Source organism: Sphingopyxis sp. YF1, assembly GCF_022701295.1.
In the GTDB taxonomy this organism is placed as follows: Bacteria; Pseudomonadota; Alphaproteobacteria; order Sphingomonadales; family Sphingomonadaceae; genus Sphingopyxis.
The window spans coordinates 2,686,612-2,712,094 of the sequence record NZ_CP033204.1 but is presented as its reverse complement, the minus strand read 5'-3'; the positions used below and the strand labels follow the sequence as shown (position 1 = coordinate 2,712,094).

The 25,483-nt window shown below is 60.0% G+C and carries 23 protein-coding genes and 1 tRNA gene; 8 read left to right on the top strand and 16 right to left on the bottom strand.

Going from position 1 to position 25,483, the window contains the following annotated elements:
• Positions 1 to 195 precede the first annotated feature (195 nt).
• Positions 196 to 1,134 carry a complex I NDUFA9 subunit family protein gene (locus EAO27_RS13155; protein WP_242770450.1) on the bottom strand — a complete coding sequence of 313 codons (939 nt, stop codon included), beginning with the start codon at positions 1,132 to 1,134 and terminating at the stop codon, positions 196 to 198.
• Between the two features lie 199 nt (positions 1,135 to 1,333).
• On the opposite strand from EAO27_RS13155, the gene EAO27_RS13150 reads away from it, so the two are divergent.
• Positions 1,334 to 1,420, top strand: a tRNA-Leu gene (locus EAO27_RS13150).
• 143 nt (positions 1,421 to 1,563) lie between these two features.
• On the opposite strand, the gene EAO27_RS13145 is transcribed toward EAO27_RS13150, so the two are convergent.
• Together EAO27_RS13145 and traA are read right to left on the bottom strand one after the other, a co-directional pair.
• Positions 1,564 to 2,331, bottom strand: a complete 768-nt coding sequence (locus EAO27_RS13145) for a DUF6118 family protein (RefSeq protein ID WP_242770448.1) — start codon at positions 2,329 to 2,331, stop codon at positions 1,564 to 1,566.
• Between the two features lie 10 nt (positions 2,332 to 2,341).
• The gene (gene traA, locus EAO27_RS13140) at positions 2,342 to 5,227 is read right to left on the bottom strand and encodes a Ti-type conjugative transfer relaxase TraA (protein WP_242770446.1); all 2,886 of its coding nucleotides are present in this window, start codon (positions 5,225 to 5,227) and stop codon (positions 2,342 to 2,344) included.
• A 172-nt stretch (positions 5,228 to 5,399) separates the two neighbouring features.
• On the opposite strand from traA, the gene EAO27_RS13135 reads away from it, so the two are divergent.
• A complete protein-coding gene (locus tag EAO27_RS13135; protein ID WP_242770444.1) occupies positions 5,400 to 5,705 on the top strand; it encodes a conjugal transfer protein TraD in 306 nt (101 codons plus the stop codon).
• A 22-nt stretch (positions 5,706 to 5,727) separates the two neighbouring features.
• Complete coding sequence (locus EAO27_RS13130; protein WP_242770442.1) at positions 5,728 to 5,952, top strand: conjugal transfer protein TraD; 225 nt, start codon at positions 5,728 to 5,730, stop codon at positions 5,950 to 5,952.
• Positions 5,953 to 5,959: 7 nt separating this feature from the next.
• Here EAO27_RS13130 and EAO27_RS13125 read toward each other — a convergent pair whose 3' ends face one another.
• Genes EAO27_RS13125 through EAO27_RS13110 form a run of 4 tightly spaced genes read right to left on the bottom strand, consistent with a single transcriptional unit; the run spans position 5,960 to position 12,654 of the window.
• Positions 5,960 to 9,097, bottom strand: a complete 3,138-nt coding sequence (locus EAO27_RS13125; RefSeq protein ID WP_242770440.1) for a type I restriction endonuclease subunit R — start codon at positions 9,095 to 9,097, stop codon at positions 5,960 to 5,962.
• Positions 9,094 to 10,659, bottom strand: a complete 1,566-nt coding sequence (locus EAO27_RS13120) for a restriction endonuclease subunit S (RefSeq protein ID WP_242770438.1) — start codon at positions 10,657 to 10,659, stop codon at positions 9,094 to 9,096. Before EAO27_RS13120 ends, EAO27_RS13125 begins: the two co-directional genes overlap by 4 nt.
• Positions 10,656 to 11,066, bottom strand: coding sequence for a nucleotidyltransferase substrate binding protein (locus EAO27_RS13115; protein ID WP_242770436.1), 411 nt, complete (start codon positions 11,064 to 11,066; stop codon positions 10,656 to 10,658). Before EAO27_RS13115 ends, EAO27_RS13120 begins: the two co-directional genes overlap by 4 nt.
• Positions 11,056 to 12,654: a class I SAM-dependent DNA methyltransferase gene (locus EAO27_RS13110; RefSeq protein WP_242770434.1), complete on the bottom strand. Its 1,599-nt coding sequence runs from the start codon at positions 12,652 to 12,654 to the stop codon at positions 11,056 to 11,058. Before EAO27_RS13110 ends, EAO27_RS13115 begins: the two co-directional genes overlap by 11 nt.
• Positions 12,655 to 13,121: 467 nt before the next feature.
• Between EAO27_RS13110 and EAO27_RS13105 the strand changes: the two genes are divergently transcribed.
• Together EAO27_RS13105 and EAO27_RS13100 are read left to right on the top strand one after the other, a co-directional pair.
• A complete protein-coding gene (locus tag EAO27_RS13105; protein WP_242770432.1) occupies positions 13,122 to 13,328 on the top strand; it encodes an AlpA family transcriptional regulator in 207 nt (68 codons plus the stop codon).
• Positions 13,325 to 13,519, top strand: a complete 195-nt coding sequence (locus EAO27_RS13100; protein WP_278190097.1) for a helix-turn-helix domain-containing protein — start codon at positions 13,325 to 13,327, stop codon at positions 13,517 to 13,519. The genes EAO27_RS13105 and EAO27_RS13100 overlap by 4 nt, the downstream gene beginning before the upstream one ends.
• A 48-nt stretch (positions 13,520 to 13,567) precedes the next feature.
• On the opposite strand, the gene EAO27_RS13095 is transcribed toward EAO27_RS13100, so the two are convergent.
• The gene (locus EAO27_RS13095) at positions 13,568 to 15,706 is read right to left on the bottom strand and encodes a hypothetical protein (RefSeq protein ID WP_242770430.1); all 2,139 of its coding nucleotides are present in this window, start codon (positions 15,704 to 15,706) and stop codon (positions 13,568 to 13,570) included.
• Between the two features lie 79 nt (positions 15,707 to 15,785).
• Positions 15,786 to 16,946: a site-specific integrase gene (locus EAO27_RS13090; RefSeq protein ID WP_242770428.1), complete on the bottom strand. Its 1,161-nt coding sequence runs from the start codon at positions 16,944 to 16,946 to the stop codon at positions 15,786 to 15,788.
• Between the two features lie 382 nt (positions 16,947 to 17,328).
• On the opposite strand from EAO27_RS13090, the gene EAO27_RS13085 reads away from it, so the two are divergent.
• The gene (locus tag EAO27_RS13085; protein ID WP_347567083.1) at positions 17,329 to 18,798 is read left to right on the top strand and encodes a DUF6538 domain-containing protein; all 1,470 of its coding nucleotides are present in this window, start codon (positions 17,329 to 17,331) and stop codon (positions 18,796 to 18,798) included.
• Between the two features lie 36 nt (positions 18,799 to 18,834).
• Here the strand turns inward: EAO27_RS13085 and EAO27_RS13080 are convergent, their stop codons facing one another.
• From EAO27_RS13080 to EAO27_RS13065, 4 genes are all read right to left on the bottom strand, one after another.
• A complete protein-coding gene (locus EAO27_RS13080; RefSeq protein WP_242770423.1) occupies positions 18,835 to 19,374 on the bottom strand; it encodes a hypothetical protein in 540 nt (179 codons plus the stop codon).
• A 10-nt stretch (positions 19,375 to 19,384) separates the two neighbouring features.
• Positions 19,385 to 20,158, bottom strand: a complete 774-nt coding sequence (locus EAO27_RS13075; RefSeq protein ID WP_242770420.1) for a hypothetical protein — start codon at positions 20,156 to 20,158, stop codon at positions 19,385 to 19,387.
• 59 nt (positions 20,159 to 20,217) lie between these two features.
• Entirely contained in the window at positions 20,218 to 20,631 is a 414-nt protein-coding gene (locus tag EAO27_RS13070; RefSeq protein WP_242770418.1) for a hypothetical protein, read from the bottom strand.
• A gap of 146 nt (positions 20,632 to 20,777) precedes the next feature.
• Positions 20,778 to 21,068 carry a hypothetical protein gene (locus EAO27_RS13065; RefSeq protein ID WP_242770415.1) on the bottom strand — a complete coding sequence of 97 codons (291 nt, stop codon included), beginning with the start codon at positions 21,066 to 21,068 and terminating at the stop codon, positions 20,778 to 20,780.
• A gap of 201 nt (positions 21,069 to 21,269) precedes the next feature.
• Here EAO27_RS13065 and EAO27_RS13060 point away from each other — a divergent pair, with 201 nt between their 5' ends.
• Positions 21,270 to 21,683 (top strand): hypothetical protein, encoded by a 414-nt coding sequence (locus EAO27_RS13060; RefSeq protein ID WP_242770412.1) that lies wholly within the window; start codon positions 21,270 to 21,272, stop codon positions 21,681 to 21,683.
• A gap of 62 nt (positions 21,684 to 21,745) precedes the next feature.
• On the opposite strand, the gene EAO27_RS13055 is transcribed toward EAO27_RS13060, so the two are convergent.
• Both EAO27_RS13055 and EAO27_RS13050 read right to left on the bottom strand, forming a co-directional pair.
• Positions 21,746 to 22,189, bottom strand: a complete 444-nt coding sequence (locus EAO27_RS13055) for a hypothetical protein (RefSeq protein ID WP_242770409.1) — start codon at positions 22,187 to 22,189, stop codon at positions 21,746 to 21,748.
• Positions 22,190 to 22,199: 10 nt separating this feature from the next.
• Complete coding sequence (locus tag EAO27_RS13050) at positions 22,200 to 22,742, bottom strand: recombinase family protein (RefSeq protein WP_242770407.1); 543 nt, start codon at positions 22,740 to 22,742, stop codon at positions 22,200 to 22,202.
• Positions 22,743 to 23,123: 381 nt separating this feature from the next.
• Between EAO27_RS13050 and EAO27_RS13045 the strand changes: the two genes are divergently transcribed.
• Complete coding sequence (locus EAO27_RS13045) at positions 23,124 to 23,429, top strand: hypothetical protein (RefSeq protein WP_242770405.1); 306 nt, start codon at positions 23,124 to 23,126, stop codon at positions 23,427 to 23,429.
• Between the two features lie 263 nt (positions 23,430 to 23,692).
• On the opposite strand, the gene EAO27_RS13040 is transcribed toward EAO27_RS13045, so the two are convergent.
• A complete protein-coding gene (locus EAO27_RS13040) occupies positions 23,693 to 25,447 on the bottom strand; it encodes an ATP-binding protein (RefSeq protein WP_242770403.1) in 1,755 nt (584 codons plus the stop codon).
• Between the last annotated feature and the right edge of the window lie 36 nt (positions 25,448 to 25,483).

Genomic DNA, 25,483 nt, shown 5'->3' with positions numbered 1-25,483 from the left:
GCTGCGATGAGGGTCAAAAGCAAAGGGCATCCGACGACAGCCGGACGCCCTTGTCCGCTGCCAGACTAGGCAGGCGGGGCGGCTTTTGCCAGTCGCTATTTGAACCGCGCGTCGCACGCGTCCGGCATATCGGCCGACCCCCGACCGTCGCGCGCGCCTGCGGATCGCGCGGCGGTGTTTCCGGCTTCGGCCGGGTCAGCGCGATGCGAGCGTCGCGAAGCGGCCGTGGCGACGGTATTGCACCAGCCAGCCATCGGCGACCGCGGCGAGCGAAGTCGGCGTGACACCAAGGTCGCCCAGGCCTGCAGCATCCGCGCCGACGACATTGTCGTGCTGGAGCATCAGCCACTGGTCCCTGGTGATCGGCGCCCCGGGCGCCCAGCCGAAGCCGGTTGCGAAGGCTGCGGCCACTGCGTCGGGCACGTCGACGAACAACGGCTGGCGCCCGGTTGCCCGGGCGATCCAGCGCTGGAGTTCGCCCATCGACAGGACCTGCGGTCCGCCGAGTTCGAAGGTGCGGCCCGCCGCCGACGTGTCGAGCGCCGCAACCACCGCATCGGCGACGTCGCCGACGTAGACCGGCTGGAACTTCGTGTTCGGCGCGATCACCGGGACGACGGGCAGTATACGGATCAGGCCCGCGAAGCGGTTGATGAACTTGTCCTCGCGGCCAAATATTATCGAGGGACGCAGGATCGCAGGATCGGGGAAGGCCAGGTGGACGGCGTTTTCGCCAACGCTCTTGCTCTGGCCATAGTTCGAGGAGCTGTTCGCATCGGCGCCGATCGCCGAGATATGGACGAGGGTGGGGACGCCAGCGGCATGGGCTGCCGTCGCGACATGGCCCGCGCCCTCGGCCTGCACCGCCTGCATGTCGTCGAAGCTGCCGGCGAGGTTGATCACTGCGTCGCTGCCCTGCACCGCGCGCGCAACGCTTGCCGCGTCGCGGACGTCGGCGGCGACGAACTGCGTCTGCCCGAGGCCGCCGAGCGGCTTGAGGAACAGCGCCTTGCGCGGTTCGCGTTCGGCAATGCGCACGCGGGCGCCGAGCGCGAGCAGGCGCTGCACGACATAGCGGCCGACGAAGCCGCCGCCGCCCAGCACCGTGATCAATTGTCCGTCGAGTTGTCGCATGGCGCCCATCTTTTTCCGATTCCGTCGCGCCGTGCGGCGCCGTCCGGCGATCCCCATGCCGCGAAGCGCCGCGGCGGGCAAGGGGGCGTCGCTGCTTCACCCGCGCAAATGCGTGGGCATGAAAGAAAAGTTGCATCGAAACGGGCGGCGCGGTTGACAAGCCGCCCGACCCCCCGCTAAGCGCCCGCTCCTACCCCGTGCCCAGATGGCGGAATTGGTAGACGCACCAGCTTCAGGTGCTGGCGATCGCAAGGTCGTGGAGGTTCGAGTCCTCTTCTGGGCACCAGTCAACCACTTTATCGTGTTGTTTTTACACGATAAAGTGGACTTTCTGAAAATGTGATCCCACATTGATTCCCACATTTTGTGTGGGTTGGAATGAGCGCTGTCGGCCCTTGCTGGGACGCCAACTCAACTTGGCTGATCCCATTATCTGCCCTTTGGCTGTTGCGCCGCACGAATCCTGACTGTGCATCGAACTGGCTGCTGCGAGGTTGCGGCAGACTTTCGGCAAGCGTCAATGGCATCACGGTTGTCGCGCTGGATGTCAGCGGCCTGCGCCAGCGCGCTCCATGCCTCGGCGCTGTCACTCTGCATCAGACGCGCGCCAGCATCCCAGCGTGAGGGTGCGCCTACCATACGTGCGGCCATGCGCTCGGGCCAATGCCAGCTATCGGGCATGGCGCGCGCGATTGTGCCGGGAAGGAAAGACCATAGCAGGATGCCTGCCAGCAATGCTCCGCCCGCCACCTGGTAAAGCTGCTGCCGCTGCTCGGCGGCGGTGCGGGCATGGGCGGTGACACTGCGCATCGCCTGGGTTGCATGGTGCAAATCGTCCCGTGCCTGACTGATCCGGTCGTGATCTGTCCGCCGTGCCGATTCTGCTGCGGCGGCGATCCGATTACCAATGCTGTCAGGTGTCATCTGCATCGCCGGATGACCAGCCATGCCCTTCAGGCTCTCGCCGATAGCGCCCATTCGCTTGGCCATGTCGGTCAGGGTCGTGCCGTAGTCGGGAATGACAATGTCGGCGCGCTCGGCGGCAAGGTGCTGCACCGCCCGGCGCATGAGGGCCAGCTCCCCTTCAAGGCGGGCAAATGCCTCGGCAGCGGGATCGCCTGTGGCATCCGGTGCGCGCGGGGCAGGTTCCGGCTCAAGGTCCAGTTTCAGGTCCACGTCCACGTCATCGGTATCCATCGTGCTTCTCCTACAGGCCCATGCCGATTGACCGGCTCCGTTCCATCGTGATGGAAGCGGCTAGGTCGCGGGCCAGATCGCGACCGAGTTCTGTCTTGATGCCAAGCTCGCGGGTGCGACCGCGCAGCAGGGACTCGACTTGCGCGTCGCGCTCCAAGCTCTTCGCCATGTCCGTCATGCGGCTGGTGAGCCTCTGCGCGCCCCTGGTGTCGCCATCGCGCTGCATGGCCTGTCGTGCCTGCCCAAGGCGCTGCCAGTCGCTGACAAAGCGGTCGGCGCGCTGTGTGGGGTCGATGCGGATTTCGGCTTCAAGCTGCATGGCGCGGATCGCGCCCTGGCTGCGTCCATCAGCGGCCTCACGAGCCAGCGAGGGCTGGCGCTGCAAGGCGCTGGCGAGGTCGGCGGCGCCATATGGCCGGATCGCATCAAGCGCCTTCCCGGCCTTCTCCAGCGCGTCGCGCTGATGCGGGAGGACCGGCAATCCCTGTTCACGCATCTGCCCGATGTCGGCGGCGGCGCGGGCATAGCGTTCGACCGCTCGGCGCTGATCGGACAGGCCAGCCTGATCGCTTGGCAGTGCTTCGAGTTTCTGAGCCTGGGGCCGGAAATTGGCGAAGATCGACTTTGCTCGCTCCGGCAACTGACGGGCGATTTCGACAATCCGCTCGCGGAAGGTAATGCCGCGCCGCTCGGCGAATGCTTGCTCGGGCTTGTAGTCGCTGGCCATATCCTTGCCGCGCTCGCGGCTCAGCGTGCGGACCAGTTTCGACTGATCGGCGAAGTCGTCGCGGCCATAGTGCAGGGCCACGCCGTCACGATGGCGCGAAAGCGCGACATAGGCCCCGTGGCTATCCATGCCTGGCGTGGCCAGCACGTGTGCCCGATCCACCGTCATGCCCTGCGCCTTATGGATCGTGGCGGCATAGCCGTGATCGATGTGCGCATAATCCTTGGTCTCGAAAGCGACGTTGCGGCCATCGTCGGTGCGCACAGCCATGCCTTGCGGTGTCACCTGCTCGACGGTGCCGAGTGTGCCATTCTTGACGCCCAGGCCCCGCTCATTGCGTAGGAACATAATGCGGTCGCCGCTGGCGAACTGACGCTCGCCCCGCTCGGTGCGGACGGTCACGTCGTTGCCCAGCTCGGCACTGGCGCGCAGCTTTCCGCGCGCCGCGTCATTGAGTTCGCGCACCTCGTCATTGGTGTGGGTGAGAATGATCCGCGTATCGCCAGGACTGGCCTGCCGGTCGCGGTCCCAACGCTCGATCAGTTCGCTGCGCGCTGCCTCCCGGGTCTCGGCAACATGGACCATGCCCCGTTCGCCATAGGCCTGAATGGCAAGACCGGTGCGCCCGGTAGCGAGATGCCGCGTGGCCTCCTGCTGCCAGCCGTCATGCTGGCGGCGCACTTCGGCGATTTCGACGCCGCCGTGGCGTTCATGGATTGCGCGGAAGGCGGCCCCGGCTTCGATAGCCTGGAGCTGCTGCGGGTCGCCGACCAGAACAACTTTCGCGCCTGCATCGGCTGCATGGGAGAGCACACGCTCCATCTGGCGCGTGCCGACCATGCCTGCCTCATCGATCACCAGCACGTCGCGCGAGGTGAGCATTTCGCGGCCCTGGCCCCACTGCTGCTCAAGGCTGGCAATGGTCCGCGAGGCAATGCCCGAACCGTGCTCCAGCCCCTCGGCGGCAATGCCGGACAGCGCCACGCCGTGAACGGTATAGCCAGCGCTCTCCCATGCCTCGCGCGCTACGCCCAGCATCGCGCTCTTGCCGGTCCCGGCATAGCCGACAACGACGCTGAGGCCGCGCCCATCGGTCACATGCTCGAACGCCGCGCGCTGCTCGCCGGAAAGCGCAAGGCCGCGCTCCGCCACGCGCGCCAGCGCGCCTTCCCGGCCACGATCTTCGACCTGATGCCGCTCGCGCTCCGCGAGCAATTCCGATGCGCGACCAAGGCGCTGTTCAGTCTCGATCATCTGGCGCGAAGTGAACCGCTCTTCGCCGCGTCCGTCCTTGCCCAGCGCGATCAGGTCAGACGATCCGCGCACGGCGCCCATGGCCAGGTCGAACTGCTCCTTTCCGTCGCTGTGCCGATGCACGAACATGGCAAGGTCGCGCTTGGTGAAGGTGGCTTGCTGGTGCGTGATCGCGTCCAGTGCGACAGCGGGATTGGCGATGATCCGCTCGCCGTTGCGCTGCGCGACGGCGCGATGTTCCTCGATGCGTTCGGCCTCCAGCCCGCGCACTCCCATGCGTGAAGCGGCGGGGCCGATCTTGTCCTGCGGCTCCAGCGCAATGCCCTGCGCCTCCAGGCTGCGATGATCGATCCGTGCGTCAATATCGAGTTCGGCCAGGCGCTGATTGACGTGATCGGCCCAGCGCTCGCGCCACTGCTCGACCAGTTCGGCCTTGTTCCAGTCGCGCACCTTCGCGCCGAACCCGTCTTTGCCGACTTCGCGCATGGTGAGCATGACATGGGCATGGGGTTTGGGCTGGCCGTCAGCGCCAATGTCCCAATGGACATTGAGGTCGGCAATCATGCCCTTTTCGACAAACTCGGCTTCGGCAAACTCCCGCGCCAGCTCGATGCCCTGTTCCTTGGTAAGCTCGCGCGGAATGGCGAATTCAACCTCGCGGGACAGCTGCGCATCCTTGCGCTTTTCGGCAGCCTCGACCGCGTTCCAGAGCTTTTCCCTGTCGGCGAATTCCCCCGGTGCGCCCTCGGGCAACAGCACTTCGGAATGGATGACCCCGTCCTTGTTGGTGAAGTCATGGTCGCGGTCGAGGCGCTCGTCGTGCAGCCTTTCGCCGCCGCGATAGGCTGCTGCGGCCACAGCGCTGCGCCCGCTCGAACGGCTGATGACTTTGACGGAGAGGTGGAAGATCGCCATGACGGCAATCCATCTACGCCACCAAGCGCACGTCGGCACGACGTATAAGCGCGCCCTCCCATGATAAAATCCTGCTCGGGACTATGCAGTATCAGGCCGTCTCGACGACTCTACAGCATTGGGAGAGCATCGATATTATCATCAGCGCATCACCTCTCAATGGAGAACTTCGATGCGCAAACCCCGTGACATTGATTCGGAACTGAAGGCGCTTGCCGACAAGGCGAAGCAACTGAAGGAACGCCGTGTGCAGCAACTCGGCGAACTGGTGATCGCCACCGGGGCCGATGCGACCGATGCGGAAACGCTGGCCGGTGCGTTGCTCGTCATTGCCGAAACCAGTGAAGCCCAGAGGAAGGAGGCATGGCGCAAGCGTGGCGCGGCCTTCTTTCAGAGCAAGGCGCGCAAGCGTGGCAGCGGACCTCAAGGCCAGCCGGATGGCGCTCTCCCGCTTGACGGCGGCGCGGCATCGGCTTGAGGCACGAAAGGCGCGAACCGACATGCGCGAATGGCAGGTCCAGCGACGCGAACGCACCCGGCAACTGATCGAACTGGGCGGCCTGGTCGTGAAGGCCGGGCTGGTCGAACTGGCCGATGATGATCGCGCCACGCTCTACGGCGCGTTCCTCACCGTCGCGGCCAAGCTGCGCGGCGAGGAGCGGGAACAGGCACTGCTGCTGTGGAAACGCAAGGGCAAGCGGGCATTCGAGATGGAAAGCGACTGAGTGAGGTTCACTGCCCGATTTCCCGCAGCAGGATTTCCGCCTGCGCCAGAACCGTCTGAACCGCCTCGTCAGCCAGGTCTGGCGGATAGCCATATTTCTTGAGGATACGCTTCACCAACACGCGCATTCGGGCACGGGCGCTTTCCCGCTGGTGCCAATCGACGGTCACGTTGCTGCGCAACTGCTCCAGCAGCTCATGGGCAATGACGCGCAGCTTCTCGTTGCCCATGGCTTCAACCGCGCTCTCGTTTTCCGCGAGGGCCATGTAGAACGCGACTTCTTCCTGGCTGAGGCCCATTTCCTCGCCGCGAGCGCGGGCGGCTTTCATGTCCTTGGCGAGTTCGATCAGTTCCTGGATCATCTCCACCGCAGAAATGGCCCCGGCGTGATAGCGGGCAACGGCTTCCTCCAGCCGGTTCGAGAATGCCTTGCTCTCGACCAGATTGGTCCTGGAACGGCTGACGATTTCACCGTTGAGAAGCTTCTTCAGGGCTTCCAGAGCGAGGTTCTTTTTCTCCATCTTGCCGACTTCCATGAGGAATTCGTCGGACAGAATGGAGATGTCCGGGGATTGAAGCCCGGCCACCTTCAGGATGTCGATGATCTCGGATGATGCGACGGCCCGGTCCACGAGCTGCTGCACGGCAAAGGCGCGGTCCTTCTCGCTGATCTTGCCGGTTGCAGTGGTCTTGGCGAGTGCCGCCCGGATGGCCTGGAAGAACCCGACTTCGTCCCGAATGGCGCGGGCTTCGTCGCTGGCTGAAGCCAAGGCATAGGCCTTCGACAATTCCAGCACCATGTCGAGAAACCGGCGATGAGCGCGCTTCTTGTCCTCGTCGGTCTTCTGCCGTGCAGCCTGCGATTCCTGCCACTTCAGAACCCAGTCGATGGCACCGCCAAGGCAGATCAGCCGTTCGCGCGGCTGCCCTGTGATGCCGGGGCGATAGTCGAAACCATGGAACAGATCGCGGATAGCTTCGTACCGTTCCATCATCGCCGCGACGGCAGCGGACTCGTCGATGCCAGTCTTGTCGCGGTCGGAATCGGTGTATTGGCTCAGCGCATTACGCAGGTTCTGCGCGACGCCGATGTAATCGACCACCAGCCCGCCGGGCTTGTCCTTGAACACGCGGTTCACGCGGGCGATTGCCTGCATCAGTCCGTGTCCGCGCATCGGCTTGTCGATGTACATGGTGTTCATGCACGGCGCGTCAAAGCCGGTCAGCCACATGTCGCAGACGATCACCAGGCGAAGCGGATCATCGGGATTGCGGGCACGCTTGGCGAGGTCATCGCGGCGCTTCTTCGATCCGATATGCGGCTGCCAGTCGAGCGGGTCGGATGCCGATCCGGTCATCACGATCTTGACCGCGCCCTCGGCATCATCGGTCGAATGCCACTCGGGCCGTAAAGCGACGATCCGCTCATAGAGGGCAACGCAGATTCGGCGGCTCATGCAAACGGCCATTGCCTTGCCGTTCATCGCCTCGATGCGCGCCTCCAGGTGCGCGACCATGTCCTCCGCCACCTGCGCCAGCCGCTTTTCCGAACCGACCAGCGCCTCAACAGCGGACCATTTAGCCTTCAGCTTTTCCGCTTCGGTCAACGATTGGTCTTCAACCAGCGCCTCGATCTCGCTGTCGATCAGCGGCTTTTCATCATCATCCAGCTCGATCCGGGCGAGGCGGCTTTCATAGAAGATCGGCACCGTGGCCCCGTCTTCCACCGCACGGCTGATGTCGTAGATGTCGATATATTCGCCGAAGATCGCGGGCGTGTTGATATCGGCGGCTTCAATCGGCGTGCCGGTAAAGCCGATGAACGAGGCGTTCGGCATGGCCTGCCGGATATAGTGGGCATAACCATAGCGCCTGAGGCCGGTTTCCCGGTTCAGCTTTGACTCGAAGCCATACTGGCTGCGGTGCGCTTCGTCGGCGATGACAATGATGTTGCGCCGGTTGGACAGAAGCGGAAAACTCTCTTCGCCCTTCTCTGGCGAGAACTTCTGCACGGTGGTGAACACCACGCCGCCAGCCGCCTTGTCGAGCAGGCGCTTGAGGTCTGCGCGGCTGTCTGCCTGTTCCGGGTTCTGGCGGATCAGGTCGCGGCAAAGGCCGAAGGTGCCGTAAAGCTGATCGTCCAGGTCGTTGCGGTCGGTCAGCACAACCAGTGTCGGGTTTTCCAGCGCCTGCGATTTCACGGCGAGGCCAGCGAAGAACGCCATCAACAGGCTCTTGCCTGAACCCTGGGTGTGCCAGATCACGCCGATCTTGCGGTCGCCATCGGGCCGCGATGCTTCAACCGCCTGCCGCACGGCTTTCTGTGCGCCATGGAACTGGTGATAGCCGGCAATGATCTTGAACGGGCCTTCGCCCTTGTCCCCGAACACGATGAAATCGCGGATCAGCGCCAGCAGGTTGGCGCGGGTGAACACGCCGCGAAGCAAGGTCTCCAGCTCTGGCGTGCCCCGGTGGGCAAAGTCCTCACCGTCCACCGTGCGCCAGGGCATGAAACGTTCTGCATTGGCGGTGATGGAGCCGATGCGCGCTTCCATGCCGTCCGAAGTCACCAGAACAGCGTTGGTGCTGAACAGGCTGGGGATCTGGTGCAGATAGGTCTGCAACTGGTTGTAAGCGTCAGCAATCGTCGCGTTCTGCGCGGCGGCGTTCTTCAATTCCAGCACGGCCACGGCCAAGCCGTTGACGAACAGGACCAGGTCCGGGCGGCGATTGGCGCGGTTCTGAACCACGACGAACTGGTTGACAGCAAGCCAGTCGTTCGCGTCCGGGCGGTCAAGATCGATCAGCCAGATTTTGGTGGCGGCGGTCTTGCCGGTGTCGGCGCGATATTCGACATCGACGCCTTCGGTCAGCAGCTTGTGGATGCGGCGGTTTTCCTCGACCAGCGAAGGCAATTCGCCGGTCAGCACGCGGCGCAGGGCTTCCGCGCGCGCGGCATCCGGCGCGTCCGGGTTGATCCGGGCAATCGCTGCTTCCAGCCTGCCGGTCAGCACGACATCGCCAAACGAGCGGCGCTCCGGGGCGGAGCCATCGGGCGCGATGACCGAGCCGTGAAGATAGCTCCAGCCCAGTTCCTGAAGCGTTTCGATGGCCGCCAGCTCGACGATGTCCTCGGTGATGCTCACGCAGCCTCGCTTTCACGGGCGACGCGCACCGTGCCGGACATCAGGCGGGGGAGGAGATAATCGCGGGTTTCGGTAAGGGTGCGGATTTCAATGGCTGCGGCGATCAGGCGGGCGAACAGCGGATCGGCAACCAAACCAAACTCGGCAATCAAGCGTCGATCCGCTGGGAAGGCTGAAGTGATTGGGCGAAAGTTCTTCTTGCTGATCTCTTGGAAGGTCGAACCGTTGGCGTTGGCGACAATCTTGTCCATATTGGCCTTGCACCAACAATAGAGGTAGCTGCTTCCGACTTCGGCAGTGGGAACAAGGCCGATGAAGCCCTGATTGATGGCAACCGGCACCTGAGTGATTGCAAGATATCCAATCGGTGCACGCGACGACAGCAACACTGAACCGGGAGGCAATAGACCTGAGGTAATTTTGGCCAATCCGGCATCGCTGATCTGGCGGGCAGTGTCGAACAGAGCAAGGTCGGTCATGTTCGACAAGTCTTTGGGGGTCGCCCAATAGTGACGCGGCGGGGACCACAGCGTTTCATCGCCTGTGCTAGGCGTAGATCCTCCTTGCGGCTTCACAAGGTCGCCAATGGCCGTCTCCGCCCACCCCACCGGCAAGCCATCATCGCCGAAGGCATCCGGGAAGAGGGCGGCGAGCTGGGCTGCGCGGACGGGGTCCGAGGTCAGGCCGCCCATGATGGCCACCGCGTCCATCTCCCCCGCCATCTTCCGGCGCACGGGGCCGAAATCGACAAACCAGTCCCGGAAGATCGCCTGCGCTTGTCGCTCCAGCGTCTCGTTCATCCGCCGGTTGAGTTCGATCTTGTCGTCGAGTGCGGCAAGAACCGATGCGATGTCGCGCTGTTCCGGCGGGTCGGGGAAGCGGGCTTCCACGGGGTGGATGTAGTTTCGGTTCAACGAGGGCTGCGCACTGCCAGAATTCAGACCTGCCAGGTTGAAAGTCTGAAGAAAGTAAAACGCAAAGCGGGGATCATTGCCTTTGAAATCTCGGACATACAGGCATGTATTCAGTGGCCAATAGTCCCGATCAATATAGCAGACGGTACCAGCTGACGCTCCGCTACGCCCGACAGTAACACCCGGCCCCTTACAGCGAGCTTGATCGTGATATCCGGTGATGCCGAATGACCCCATGATCGGAACATTGCCAAGCCTGCGATTCTGGTTTGGCAAATCAATGCCGCGCTGAAGCGTAACGAGATCGCCCAGTGTCCTAACGGGCCAGCGGCTTTGGCGTTCTCGCAGAAGTGGCAAGCCATCGCGGTCAATCACGGCCTGAAAGCTGGGCGTGACCGCGTGCCAATCGACAACATCGACGCGGAAGGGCAGGTCGCTTTCCTCGAACGCATCCGCCAGTTCGACCATCACCTTGTAGGGAAGCTTCTCCGTGCCCTTCACCGCTAGGTCGAGGTCGGAAAAAGTCTTGGCCGTCCATTTCGCGCGGCTGCCGAAGACACGCACGGAAACCCCGGCAGGCAGATGCTGGGCGAGCACTTCCTGCACGATCGCGGCATGATCGGGACGTAGATCGACAGGCTTGGTCATGCTGCCGCGATGCGCTCCGCCAACTTGTCACGCAGGAAGCGGGCTTCTTCGATGAAGGCGGGGATACCCTCGACCACTTCAAGCGCTTTCGCCTCGTCGTAAGTGTGCGAGGTGACGTTGCGCATGTCGCGGTAAAGCTTCCATCGGCTCCAGTCGTTGAGCAGCAATTCCTGCTCGTTGCCCGTGCGGATGCGCGCTTGGAACGACAAGAGATCGATGGCTTCCGGCGTCGCCGACGTTTCCTCCAGAAACCGTTTCAGCATCTTGTCGCTGAGGTCATAGGTGAACTCGAACCGCTGGATCAGGCCGTCCCTGATCTGCTGGTCGGTGATGTCCTGCATATAACGCGCATAGCCCTCCTCCAGCCGGGCCACGGCATTGACGAGCGGGGAGATATCAATCGGCATCGGGCACCACCATTGCCAGCTTCTTGCGGATCAGCGCGGTCAGCCGGTCACTTTCGTTGAATTGATCTTCCAGGGTCGCGGTCAGCGCGGCGAAGCGTTCGGCGAACGGCACGCCGTCGTCCTCGGCATCCTCCGCCCCGACATAGCGCCCTGGCGTGAGGACATGGCCGTGTTTGCGCACTTCCTCAAGCGTTGCCGATTTGCAGAAACCGGGGATGTCCTGATATTCGCCCAGTCCCGCCTCGGGCTTGGCCCGCCAGCGGTGATAGGCGCCGGTGATCGTCTCGATGTCCTTTTCCGAGAACTCGCGCCGGGTGCGGTCCACCATGTGGCCAAGGTTGCGGGCATCGATGAACAGGATTTCGCCGCGCCGGTCACGGTGGCCGTTCGCGCTCTTGTCCCGCGCCAGAAACCACAGGCAGGCGGGAATCTGCGTGGAATAGAAGAGCTGGCCGGGCAGTGCGACCATGCAATCCACCACGTCGCCCTCGATCATGGCCTTGCGGATTTCGCCTTCGCCCGATTGCTGGGATGACATCGATCCGTTGGCCAGCACCACGCCAGCCGTGCCGCGCGGGGCCAGGTGGTGGATGATGTGCTGTAGCCAGGCGAAGTTGGCATTGCCTGCGGGCGGCGTGCCGTATTTCCAGCGGACATCGCCTTCAAGCTGGGGCTGCCACCAGTCCGAAATGTTGAACGGCGGGTTGGCCATCGCATAGTCGAACTTCAGCGTGGGGAAGGCATCGTTCAGGAACGAGCCTTCGTTGTTCCACTTGATGTCCGCATCGATGCCGCGCACGGCAAGGTTCATCTTGCAGAGCTTCCACGTGGTGTGGTTGCGCTCCTGCCCATAGATGGCGATGTCGCTGCGCTTGCCCTCGTGGCTCTCGATAAACCGCTCGGACTGCACGAACATGCCGCCCGATCCGCAAGCCGGATCGTAAACCCGGCCATTGTGCGGCTCCAGCATCTCCACAATGGTCTGAACGACGGAACGGGGGGTGAAGAACTCGCCCCCGCGACGCCCTTCCGCACCCGCGAACTGGCTGATGAAATACTCATAGGCGCGGCCCAGCAGGTCTTTCGATTTGCCGTCCGGGCTGTGCATTCCGACCTTGGAAAACAGGTCGATCAGCTCGCCCAGCATCGTCTTGTCGAGCTGCGGGCGGCCATACTCCTTGGGCAACACATCCTTGAGCACCGCCGAGTTGGCGCGCTCGATGGAGTCCATCGCGTTGTCGATCAGGTTGCCGATGTCGCCCACGCGCTCCTTGCCGGTGGTCACATCGGTAAAGGTGATCTGCGGGCGCTTGGCATTGGCCTGCAAATGCTCCCACCGGGCTTCCGGCGGCACCCAGAACACGTTGGAGGCGAGATATTCCTCCGGGTCTTCCGGATCGGCGAACTCTTCCTGCATCAGCTTGGCGCGATGATGCTCGAACGCCTCGGAGATATACTTGAGGAAGATCAGGCCAAGGGCGACGTGCTTGTATTCCGAGGGCTCCAGATTGCCGCGCAGCTTGTCCGCCGCCTTGAACAGCTCTGCCTCGAAACCAAGATCACTGCCGCTATTACTTTGCGATGCCATTGAACCGTATTCCCCTTGTCGGCCATGGGTAGCGGAGGACGCGGCACATGGGCAACCAATGAGTGTGCGGGGGCAGCTCGGGTTTATGAAATGGGCAGAAGCCGCAGGCTGGCTTTGCGTTTCCGGCTATCGGTAAACCTGGTGGCGACAGGCTGCGCATTTGCGGCTGATTCGCGCGCAACTCCCGCCAGTCATGGCGCAAATCTCCGCCGCTTACGGTGACCGCTGGGGTGACGGGTCTTCGGAGCGGGAAAGATGGTGAGATTTTTGTCCCACTGAGCACGCCTGGGCTTCCGTCCGCCACATTCTCTATCCGTCCGTAGCCGTGCCTATCCTTATTCCAGTCATTCTATCCGCGTTTGCGATGTCGGGGTGGGGCTCTGAAAATCGCCTTGCGCCAAGCATTTCCGCGATGAATTCTTGCGTCAGGGGCAGCCAATGAACGTCAACGAATGGAAGCAAGTCCCATGTCCAGCACCGACAAGATCATCCGCCTGAAGACCGTCCTCGCCCGGACCGGGCTCTCGCGATCCACCATGTATCGCAAGATCGATGAGGGAACTTTTCCGCCCCAGGTGAAGATCAGCATCCATGGCGTGGGCTGGAGGGAATCCGCCATCAATCGCTGGATCGATGATCCCGCGGCATACCGAAACGACGGCGCGGCGCAGTGAAAGCGCCGCCGCCGGTGGAGCCGATCTGCGTGAAGGTCAATGACGCTGCGCGCATGATCGGCGTCGGTCGCACCAAGCTCTACGAGCTGATTGCCGCTGGTGAAGTGGACGTCGTGAAACTGGGCAAATCAACGAGAATCACGACGGCAAGCCTGAGAAACCTCGTAGAGCGCAATGTTTCTCTGGACTGAGAGCCAAACTACAGCCGCAGGTCTCGCGCATGCGTGGAACACCAACTATTATTGAGCGGGAAAAAGACTTGTTCTTTCTGTCGCTGACGCGGCTTCCAGTGGGTCGCTCACGGCAAATTGCGAACCATCCCATGTCACTTCAAACTGCGCGACCTTGTTATCTAGCTGTCGTTGACGCGCGACACGATTGAGAATGGAATTCGCTTTGAAGGCGGTTGTCTCCAGCGTCACCAATCTACCTCCAGTAGCAGTCAAAAATGCCATCGCTATGCCAAAAATAAACGAAACCCATCGCACGAGCGGGGTCGTTTCGAGCAACAAGGGAACAGAGAATGCTACTGCTATCAGAACTCCGAGTATTAATCTAATTGACCCCCACCTGCGGATTTTTGTACTTACCTCGACGCACAAGCCCTCAACAGCGGATTTATCTTCAGATCGAGCGAGCTCCAATTTTGCGATCAAATCTGTTTTCTCATTATCGCTAATTTCTTTGAGATCGCGCAACTTCCGCCGCTCTTCTTCAATATGCTTGCGCGCAGCGGCTTTCTCAGCAGCCAGGGCAGCTTTCCCCTTTTCTCTTTCTTCCTCAAGGTGCGGATGAAGCATCTCTTGCCACAAGGCGGGAAAATTCTCTTCGGTCACTACGTTGGCCAAGCCCAAGGTCTTGTCCATGAGTGCCTGAGCGCTCCGGTCCTGCGAGATTAGCAAGTCGAGTTGCTGCGCCTTCGACTCATCTGACATGGCATCGGTCAAGCGCTTCACGGCCTCTACGACGCCAGGCCTTATCGCGAGCACCCTCTCACAATTTGCGAGAAGCATTCGCTTCGGTATATTGAGATCAGCCGCCCCCATGCCGGTGCGAAGCCACATTGCAGTGGCAAATGCCCGCCTGTGAACAATCGGGGGCACAAGGTTTGTCGCCCCGTTTTGCATTTCCTGAAATTGCTTTCGCACAATTTGCGCTAGCAGTCCGTTCCTGGTTAATATGACTGCATGCGATTGAAACAGGTCGGAAGACGTCCTGCCGGACCGCTGGCGGACGGTTAGCGTTGTGATGTCAGCATCATGGTCCCGAGCATGAAAATTTTCAGCATAGCTAAGTCTACCATAAAGATTTTGCCTATCAGTCTCCGTAAAAAACTTATGTTCTGACGGGGTTTGTTCGAGAGTTCTGTATGTCGGTCGGACGCCAAATTTCTCCAGTATATTTTCTGGATTTTGCGAAGCAGAAATGACGTATTCTTTCAGGACCTCACGCCGCAGCATTGCTTGTGCAGTCGGCCCTGTTGGCCGCGGATTTCTGAGTACCGCACCCAGGTTCTGTTTAATCTCTTCGATACTCTGCCCAAATATTCTGACTGAAGCACCCATGCGAATGAGCTCGTTGATAATGGGCTCAACGTTATCTTTCGCCGCAGCACCCGAAACGCCGATAAGCTCCATGGCGACAGGCGCGTCGATATAGACGGCCAAGTTTGTTTTATCTACAGATGTAGATGGGCTAATGAAGTCTTGAACAACTTCAGTTATCAAGCCAATTGAAGCGATTCGCGCTAATGTTTCTGCACCGCCCTGATCTTCCATGATCATGTGCTGCACAAATCGAGCGCATAAAAATTGCTCTTCATCGCGTAGGGATGTATTTCTTGGTATTTCAAGCCTTTTAACGAGCTTGCCATTCTCGTCTGGCTTATATCCGACAGTGAACTCGATACTTTTCTCGCTGAAAGCCTCGACATACAGGAGCCATTCAACCAGTATATCTTCGAATTCCTCAATATCTCTTGGAATTGCTGTCAAAGGGGATAATGATTCAGAAAATTCCTTGAATTGAATTGCAATATTTCTTAATTCGACACCGACAGAAGTTCCGTCATCGGAACCATCGTCTTCAGCGACGACGGTGTAAGTTGTGTCGTTCCTTCCTGGAATATCCGCAACGAGATACCCTTGTCTTTCAAGCAGCGGCGCAAATGCCTCGACTAGATCGGCGTTGAAATTCCACTTGTAGGTATCCCGGACCTCCGCAGCAATAACATTTGGGTTCAGCTTTTCGCCTACGTGCTTCCGCAGTATTGGGACAAAGAAGGGCAGTAAGCTCTCCATGACGTTGCCGTTGCCATTTCCCAGGGCAGAGAGCGCGCCATATACCCGAACTGCCGTCCTTGTGAGTTGCTTCACCATGTAGATACTGACCTACCCTTCTGAGCCGCCAACCTTAAGCAACGAACCGCCGATTTGCCACAGCCGAGAATGACCAGCTTCAGGATTCAGTTGTGAAGGGACTTGCCCCAAGGAATTCGGCCCACAGCGCCATCAGATCGCGGCGCTTGTCGAAAAAGTCAGTCCGGCGATAGGCGGCTTCGACCTGATTGCTCAGCTTGTGCGCCAATGCCTTGTCGGCAACTTCCTTCGGGAAATCCGTTTTCTCCGCTGCCCAGTCCGTGAATGATGAGCGGAAGCCGTGAACTGTTGCGCCGGTGATCCCTTCGTTGCGGAGCAATTTGGTCATGGTCATGTCACTGATCGGCTTTTCGCCATCTGCCGAGAACACCAGCCCGTCGTCGCTGGTCCGCTCATCCCACCGCTTGCGCAGCAACGCGACGGCGGGCGGCGACAGCGGCACGACATGAATTTCACGCGCCTTCATGCGCTCGCCAGGGATTGTCCAAGTCGCCTTATCGAGGTCGAATTCGGTCCATACCGCGAAGCGTGTCTCGTTCGAGCGCACGGCGTTGTAGATCGTGAAGCGCAGTGCGTCCCTGCCGGTTGTAGGTGACGCTGCCGCCAATTGGGCCATCAGCGCGGGCACCTCGGCAAACGGCATTGCTTCAAGGTGCACCGCTTTCGCCGTCTGGCGCGGAAGGCCCTTTCGCACCGAACGCAAGGAAGCCTCCTCTGCCCGCCAGCCTTTGATATGCGCGAAATCCAGAACAGCGCCTATCCGCTGTAACAGGCGACGCGCCGTTTCCGGGATTTCCAGCCAGATTGGCGACAGCACGGTGACAACACAGGCGCTGTCCACCTGATCAACCGGCTTGGTGCCGATGTGCGGGAATACGTGGTTCTCGAAGCTGGAGATCCAGTTCGCATAGCGGCGGTTCTTCCAACCCTCCTTCAAGGCGTCGTAGCAGTCGCGCGCTGCCGTTTCGAAGCTGGGTATGACTTTGCGGGCCTTGCGCCGCTCAGCCACCGGATCAGCACCAGCCCTGACCTTGCTCCGCAGCGCCGTCGCCGCCTCTCGGGCTTCGGCAAGGGACACGTCCAAGGCAGAGCCAAGCCCGTAATCCCTCCGCCTGCCCTTGTGCTGCATACGCAGCACCCAGGTCGCCGCGCCACTCTCTTTGACCAGCAGGCAAAGGCCACGGCCATCGACATGACGGCCCGGTTTCGCGTTCTTCACTTTCAGTGTTGTCAGTGCCATCGTTCGAGTCCCGTTTAGGGAATCTTCGGCATCCGTTCCCACGGAATGGCTGCCGAAAATGCTCCCACATTCGTTCCCACAAATCGGTGGGATTTCAGGCAAATGTGGGCGACCGACCGCGAACACCTTACAAGCCAAATCGGCAAAATTACAGTGTGGTTAGGGATGCCTCGGCATTGCCTGAGACAGAATTTTTACGCCTCTTCTGGGCACCAGCTACTCTCAAAGCATTGAAAATGCACGGGGATCGTCGGAAAGACGGTCCCCAGAGAGCGTTTGCTACGACAAACTGCTACGGGAAAATGACCAATCATCGGGCGGAAAGTCGCGGAAAAACGTCCTTATCGAGCGCCGTGACTGCTACGGTAAGCTGCTACGGAAATTGCCTCGTGGTCTGCTTCGAAGAGGCCAAATACTTTACTATCGCCACACCGTCCCGGTTGACGCTCGCTGCTTGCTGAACCGGATGGAAATCTGGCGCTCGCTGCGAACTGACAGCCTCGCTGTCGCTCTGCGTCGAATGCCGGGAGTCGTGGCTCGGATCGAGATGGAGATTGAGCATGCTCGCGCCATGGCTGGCCAACCGGTTGATACAACGCTCATTCGACCGGCAAGGGATGATCCCGCCACGCGCATGATCACGACGACTTCGCCCGCCGCGATCCTTCAGCCCAAGAGTTCGCTCAGTCTCGCTGAGGCGTATCGTAACTATATAAACGATCCGACACGCGCGTGGACCGCAAACACGCGAAAGGCGTATGAGACGAGCCGAAAGCTCGCTATCTCGCTAATTGGTGGGGCGGTGCCCGTCGCGTCTATTTCGCGCGCGCACTGCCGCGAGATGCTCGATGTGCTGCGCTTCCTTCCAGCTAACGCGAGCAAACTTTTCCCGAAACTCTCGCCGCGCGAGGCGGCTGAGCGCGCACGCTTGCGCGGCAACATCAAGATCATCAGCGCGGCAAACGCCAACTCCCTCATGTCGAACATGAGCAGCTTCCTAAACTGGGCCGTCAATGAGGAACTGCTGGCTCGAAACCCGGCTCGCGGGCTGCGCTTGCCTGATCCCATTAACAAACGCGACAAGCGCCTGCCGTTCGAGCGAGAGCAGCTTCATGCAATCTTCGACGCGCCGCTCTATCGCGGCTGCGTCGATGGGGGACGTGGTTACAACAAGGTCGGTGACCAGCGACCACGCGACGCGCGATTCTGGGTGCCGCTGATCGCGTTGTTCTCGGGTGCGCGGCTCGGCGAAATCTGCCAGCTTGATACCACCGATATCCGAGCAGTTGATGGCGTCGAATGTATTGTCGTTAGCCTACGGTCACTGGTGGGGACCACCGACAAGCAGTTGAAGACCACCGCCAGCGATCGGCTTATCCCGGTCCACCCCACCCTCATAGGCTGCGGTCTCCTCGGCTTCGTCGAGGCGAAACGGGAGAAAGGCGAAAAGAAGTTGTTCAACGATATTGCAACGGGCTCGACCGGGTCGAGACCGGTGGCCTTCAGCAAATGGTTTACCCAGTTCCTCCGTGCCTGCGGTGCGCAGCGGAGCCGCACCTCGTTCCATTCTTTCCGCCACAACTTCAGGGACGAGTTACGCGCCGCGCGCATCGATCATGGCATTTCCCTGCTGCTCGGCGGATGGACAACGGGCTCGTCCCGAACCGCTGTCCATGAAAACTACGGCAGCGGCTATCGCGTAGCAGCCCTCAATGAGGCCGTGCGCAAGCTTACGTTCGATCAAGTGGATGTCCGCCATCTGCTTCTTCGCGCTATTTCAATTCAAGACGAGGCCGACGCGTCTCGTGGAAGTGCCGATATGTCGCAAGGCCAACGGGGGGGGGGGGCTTAAGAATCTAACTTTCCCGACGATCTGAGCGCGACACTCCTACGCTTGCTTCACACCGGCATATGTTCTCGCAGCAACAACGATCGCGGTTTTCATCTCCGCAACCGCAGTGTCGATGTCTGCGCATTCCTTGTTCAGGCGCGGCATCCAAGCGCGCCGATCAAGATCGCCATCCGCTCGATAGGCCTGCTCAAGCTCCGACGCGAACCGATTGAAACTACCACGGGCATCGAGCACTTTGGCAAGGGCGGGACGGACGCTTGGAAAATATATCTCGACGAGCATCGTCATTGTCTCATGACCTCCATGCTCTCGCTTCTGCGAATAACCGGCCTGCATCTCACGCATTTGGCTCCAAGTCGCCTCACCTTTGACAAGCGGGAAGAAGGGTATGCTGTAGATTGACAGCGCTCGACCAAATTCATCGCTGGCGAGATAGAGAGTTTCTGCCTTTGTGCGCATGAACTGTTGCTGGTCCTTGCGCCGGTTGAGCCATGACGTGACGACCGCTGATGTGATCCCACTGCTCAGGACGGTGCAAAGGCCAAGCCCGAGTGTAATCCAGTCTCTCGTATCCACTACCGCTCGCCTAAGCTGTCTGAAAAACGACTTGGCTATAACCTTCAAAGCCGACCCCGCCGTTTCCAATCTTTTCAAATGGGTTCGCGCGCTTACGCATTTCCTCGATCACGGATGTCGCGGCGTTATGACAGGCTTTCAGAAGCATGCCGCCAAGCGTGTCTGTCTCTCGATCGGAGGCATATACCAGCGTCGCCCATTCAGGCAGCAATTGGTCACCGTAATAGCCAATTTTCCGTGCGTTGATATCGCTATGCAGCCCAAGCTCGCTGTCGGTCACAAGAGCCAGCCTGCCATGTCGGCTGGGATCATATGCAGGAGAAATGTTGTTCATGAGCGTAAGATGCCAGCCGATCCGCTCGGGGTTTACGCCGTCTTCGATGCCAACGATAAAATAGGCTGCAAGCGGATTGTAAGGGATATCGCCAGTATGCTCGCTAAGCTTCACGGGGATAAAATAGGAAAAGCAAACCGCACATTGTTTGCCCCCTATAGTGCGCTTGTTGGTATCCATCGCAACGACGTTCTCGAAGCTTTTCAGAGCATCGTCGGGATCAAAAGGTGCACCGGGTTCGTGTGGAACTGAGGAGACAACCTTATCCTCCTTTCCAGTGTCACGCTTGTAGCTGCGCACCACCCTCGTTGATCCGGCTTCTGCTCCTACAAGTTCGATTTTCCCGGTTCGGGAGTCATAACGAACGTGTATCTCGCCGGTTTCACGCGCGTCAACGATGCCGTAGACGTAATCGTCGCGCTGTTTACTCTTGCCATGCTTCTTCGCCATTTAATTCTCGATTTTTAACTACCCAAAGCAACACAGCATCAATTTCCGTTTGCGCAACACTAAATTGCAGGTCGCTTGGTTCCCCAATTCGGCGGGTAGCAGTCACGGCGCTCGATAAGGACGTTTTTCCGCGACTTTCCGCCCGATGATTGGTCATTTTCCCGTAGCAGTTTGTCGTAGCAAACGCTCTCTGGGGACCGTCTTTCCGACGATCCCCGTGCATTTTCAATGCTTTGAGAGTAGCTGGTGCCCAGAAGAGGATCGAGCATCACCGATGTTGCGGACCCTACTTGGGCAGGCGAAGGGACAGCACTGGTGGTCACCTGATCGACGGTCTTATCATCGTCTCGGTTAGCACTTCCGGAGGCTATCCGATCACTCTCCGAGCCTACGCCGATGCCGATCTGATCAGGCTCGACCGTTTCTGCGCTGACGATTGAGGTAACGATGTTTGGAGCGTTTGGATCGATCATGCCGCCACAGTCACATGGATCGTCAGTTCGTCAATGAGTTCGTGGCGTCGGAGGATCGTGCGCAAAAATGAAGGCCGTGCGACTGGCACGGCCTCATTCCCCATCCATGACCGGAAAGATGACAGTCATCGATAGTGCGGTGGTATTTATCGAGTGCCGAAGGCAGGGATGCCCAACTGTGCGGCGATCATGGGATCGAGGCGATAGGACCGTGCTTCGCGTGCGCGACCGCTAAATTTCAGGATGCCGGGCTTGCGACCGTCGGCGCAAACGAAGCGACCATCTTCGCCGTCGATCAGGATGGCACGGGCGAAGTCTGTGATGCTAGTCGGTTTACTGCGGCGGTCCTTCCCGAATTGGAAAGTGCCGTCGATGATGGCGGCGAAGCGTTCGTCGCCATCGCTGTCGATCAGGGCGAGCTTGAGATCTTGATTCATTTCAGCCTCGTTCGTTGTGAGTGAGGCCAACTCAGCTACACACGAAGGCTTCCAATAGCCAATGGCTTTAGAGGCGGCATATATGACGCCTTTCTTTTGCCACATTGGTCGCTTATATGCCGCCTTGCCCGAGCAGGATGCGCCTAACGCATCAACGCGACGGCTACGCCATTACGGCTACCTCATAGAAGGAACAATACAATGTCGAATAAGACCTACACGATCGATTCCGTGTCGCTGCAATCGGACCCGAACATGTCCGATCTGTGCTTCTATCCCGGCTCCCACACCGCCGCATACGAGTCGGAGACCGGACAGGCCATCCATGATTTCCTGACCTCGCGCTTGGGTGTGGCAGTGCTGATGGGCGCGGTGATCGCCGCGCCGTCGCGTCCTCCGGTAATCGCGACCGAGCCATTCGTCGCCAAGCTGATCGGCGATGCTGCATTCACTGACGAGATGAAGAAGTATACCGGACGCGTCGTCCGCCAAATCATTGAGCATCTCGGCGGTCAGTTTGTCCGTCGCGGCGTAAAGGTGACGGTGATCTCGCGTTACGGTAGCGGATCAATCTACACGTTCGGCGGGAAGCTTGCTTTGGAAGTCGCAACCTAATCCCACCAGAAGTCAGATCACTATGAGGGCCGGGACGATCTTCGTTCCGGCCCTTGCTATGTTCACCGCTTCCTCGGCTCGAAGAACGCAGCGGTCTTTGCAATGCAGCCTTCGGGCATCGCTTTTCTCTTCGTCTGCACATAACCCGCCTCGGCCATGACCTCGGCCATGAAGGTGCCAGCCCAGCTTGTCGTATCATGGTTGCCATACCGAGAGCCCAGCGCGTTGCTGAGCATGGCATCCACCCCTGCCATTGCGGGAAGACCCTGATCTGACGCGTGCTTGCCTGCTGCGCGCGCCTCGTCCGACATGATTATCTCTTCGATCTCTTGGATCGTCGGATGGTCGCGCGGAAGACCACCACCGGCACGGGTGAGCAGATCATGCTCGACGAAGATGTCGATGATGCGCTGTGCCTCGGGTGTGGCATTGGCTCGCGCATTATCGAACAATGCCTCCCGCTTTTCGGGAGACAAGGCTTCGATCTTCTCTTTCGTCCATTCCATATAGCCGCTCCTATGCTGCCAGCGCCCGATATACGCTCGCCCGACCGATACCCATCTCACGTGCGATCGCTGCCGGTCCCAGACCATTGTCATGAAGCTCGCGGACACGATCGGGATCGACGGTTGGTTTCCGGCCTTTGTATTTCCCGGCGAGCTTGGCCTTTTCGATTCCTTCGCGCTGGCGTTCGAGCCGGATATCGTTTTCGAACGAAGCCACGGCCCCGAGGATCGCGAGCATCAAGCGCCCGGTGCTGGAATCAGTATCGACGCCGGACTGGTTGAGGCAGCGGAACGCGACCTTCTTCTCGGTCAGCGTCTCGATGATCCGGTGGAGGTCGCCGACGCTTCGGGCCAGACGATCAAGTCTCGTCACGACGAGCGTGTCGCCTTCACGGACGAAGTCGATCGCATTGGCCAGTTCGATACGATCCTTCATTGACCGTCCACTCAGCTTTTCGGCGAACACCTTCTCGCACCCGGCGTTGACCAGAGCTTCATTCTGGATGTCGAGCGACTGCCCGGTTGAACTTACGCGCGCATAGCCAACGAACATCGGGTCTCCTGTCTCAATAAGGTGTAGACCCAGACTCTCATATGTTTCAAAAATGTCGAACTAATTCTAATGAGACGCGGCGATCGTCTCGCCGGTGATGTCTCGTGAGGGTTTGCCTCAATGGGACGGTGAGAACGGCAGCTTGGTTAGACGATCGGCGACCGCTTGAAGTTCGATGCGTTGGTTTTCGACGGTCCGGGTGTCGGTGGAGACACGGGTGTAAATGGCGACGCGTTTGCTCATCCGGGAAGGGTCTCACAGATCGGCAGTTCGTCAAGCAGTTCATCTTGCGCATCAGGTCGTAAGCAACGAGCCGTCTCACGGCAGGCTTGCATGTAATTCGATGAGAAGCCAAGGCTTCCTAACATCATGGGGGAGACAATGACGGTGGAGCAGCTTTGGAAGTCAATAAAAGAATACGGCCCGATCGTGATTTCTATCGCCGCCATTCTCATTACAGTTGGCGTCTATATGAACACCGTGGACGGTCTGGAAGAACGGGTCGCGAAGTTGGAAGCGCAGCCGCGAGTCATCCAAACTGCCCCCGACCCGAGATTAGAAGAGTGCGCGCGTCTTGCGCGTTCTGCGTATGGCGATGGTTCTCGAAGCGAGATGGATGAGCGCACCGACATCTTGATGCTTCGCCTCGGCTGCAATCAAAAATCTACGAACGGTTCTGAACCCTAAGCGCTCTCGTCCTTTCCCCAAGCTCTCGATTCAGGAATGGCCAAAACAGGCCGTCCGCATCGGTGGAAAAACGTCGATCAAAATGCTCAGCGACAACGAGGGTTTTGGAATAGGGATCGATGCTCAATTGGGCGTCATTGCTGAGAACATCTCAATAGGGTCTATCCACATGTTGCCGCGTGATGGTGGGAAGCGAAATGATCCGCTCAGATCGGTATACATGGAGAGATAAAAGGGTGGGCGAGACCGAGGTGATAAGCGTCCTACACTCGTTGGAAGCTAAACGGCGCGACGTAATTGCCGGACCTTTGCCACAACTTCATGGCGATCCCGTGCATCTGCCTCATAGCTGGCTTACGAAGGTCCTTTGCGTGGTAGGGGATCACGACATGCGCCTTAGCGCGCGAGATCGCGACATTGATCAGGCGGTCGCCTTCCGCCCCGTTGAAAAATGTGCTCGACGCATCCACCGGGTCGAAGATGACCAATGTCCGCTCGCTGCCTTGCGCACGATGCACCGTGCTCACGCTCACCTGCCCGTGATCGCGGCGCAGCATCGATCTCAATAGAGCCACTTGCGCTCGGTAGGGCGTGAGGACCACGATGTCCTTCGGGTCCACATAGGAACCGGCCAGTTCATCCAATGCGGCGAGCACCAGCTTGGCGGATTCGAACCGGATGAAGCCACCATATTTGGTCGAGAATGTCGCTTCCTCGCGCACCGGATCGAAACAGACCCTCGGCACTTCGCGCCCGTTGACGAAAAAGGGTGAACGGCTCGCCCGCCATCCCTCATCGCGGTTGGCCTTCTTACAGACGAGCAGGTCGCCGCCGTAGAATGTCGTGCCTACGATATGACAGATAGCCTGCGCCATACGCGATTGCTCGTTCAGCCGCTCAGTTCTCGCATGGGCGAAAACATCGAAGGCGGTGCGGGTGAGAGCCCCGCGAACCGCCGCGCTGTCCGATCTGGCGATGGGAGAAAGCTGCTGGGGATCGCCCGCAAAGATCGTCTGCGCGCCCAGCGCGGCCATCATCATCGCGGCGGGGCCGAGCACCTGTGAGGCTTCATCGCACAGCACGAAGGGGAAGCGCGGGTTTTGCAGGCAGTGATGCCAGCGCACCGCCGTGGCGACGGTGACACCGACGACGCGCGCGGAGGCGGCGGTCGTCTCGATGTCGGCACTGAGATTCTGGCGGGCAGCATCCATCCGGCCCTTCCACTTCACATAGTCGGCAATCTTCGCCTTGGGCGGCTCGGAGGCTTCGAGCACGAGGTATTCGTTGACCTTCTGCGCGATCCCCGGTGCCAGCAGATGTGGTCGATCGACATATTTGCGCGGATCGAAGTGCGCGCCGATCCGCTTCACCTGTGCGGCCAGATCGCCCTTGCCGATCCGCTGTAGCCAGTCGTCGATCGAGAGGATCGCGGTATCCACGGCGACATTGGTCGGCCCGACGACGAGGATGCGGGCCTTGGGGAAACGGCGCAGCAGATAGGCGGCGATGGCTCCGATCGTATAGCTCTTGCCGGTGCCGGGAGGGCCGATCACAATGGAGCATCGATAGGCGGTGTTCTGGACCGCCTCGACCTGCCGTTTTCGAAGGTCCGCGAAGTCAGGCGGAAGGGGCCTGACCTCCTGAATGGGATCGACATCCAGCTTCGACTGCTTGAGCGCTTTGGCGGCTCGATCCGCCATCGGCCCCTGCCACATCTCGATGAGCGGGCCGAGAAAGTCATTGAGGAAGACCCATGCGGTCTCACCCTCCTTCGGTGCCGCACCTTCGAGCGGCTGCACCACCACCCGGTCATTATCGACATCAACGAACTTGATTATCCCGCCAAACTCAAGCTCGCGGCCCCAGCGGATGCGCCCGCCTTCCAGCCCTTCGTCCAGCGGCACCTTCTTCCGTGCGGCTCCCGGCTTCATCGACAGGACGATGAATTCGTCCGCCCATTCGGCTCCCAGCACGGTGAACGGCGCACCCTGAAGGGTCAGCGCCCGCTCGCTGGTCAACGCCTCAATGATCCTCTCGCGCGTAAGCCCCACGGC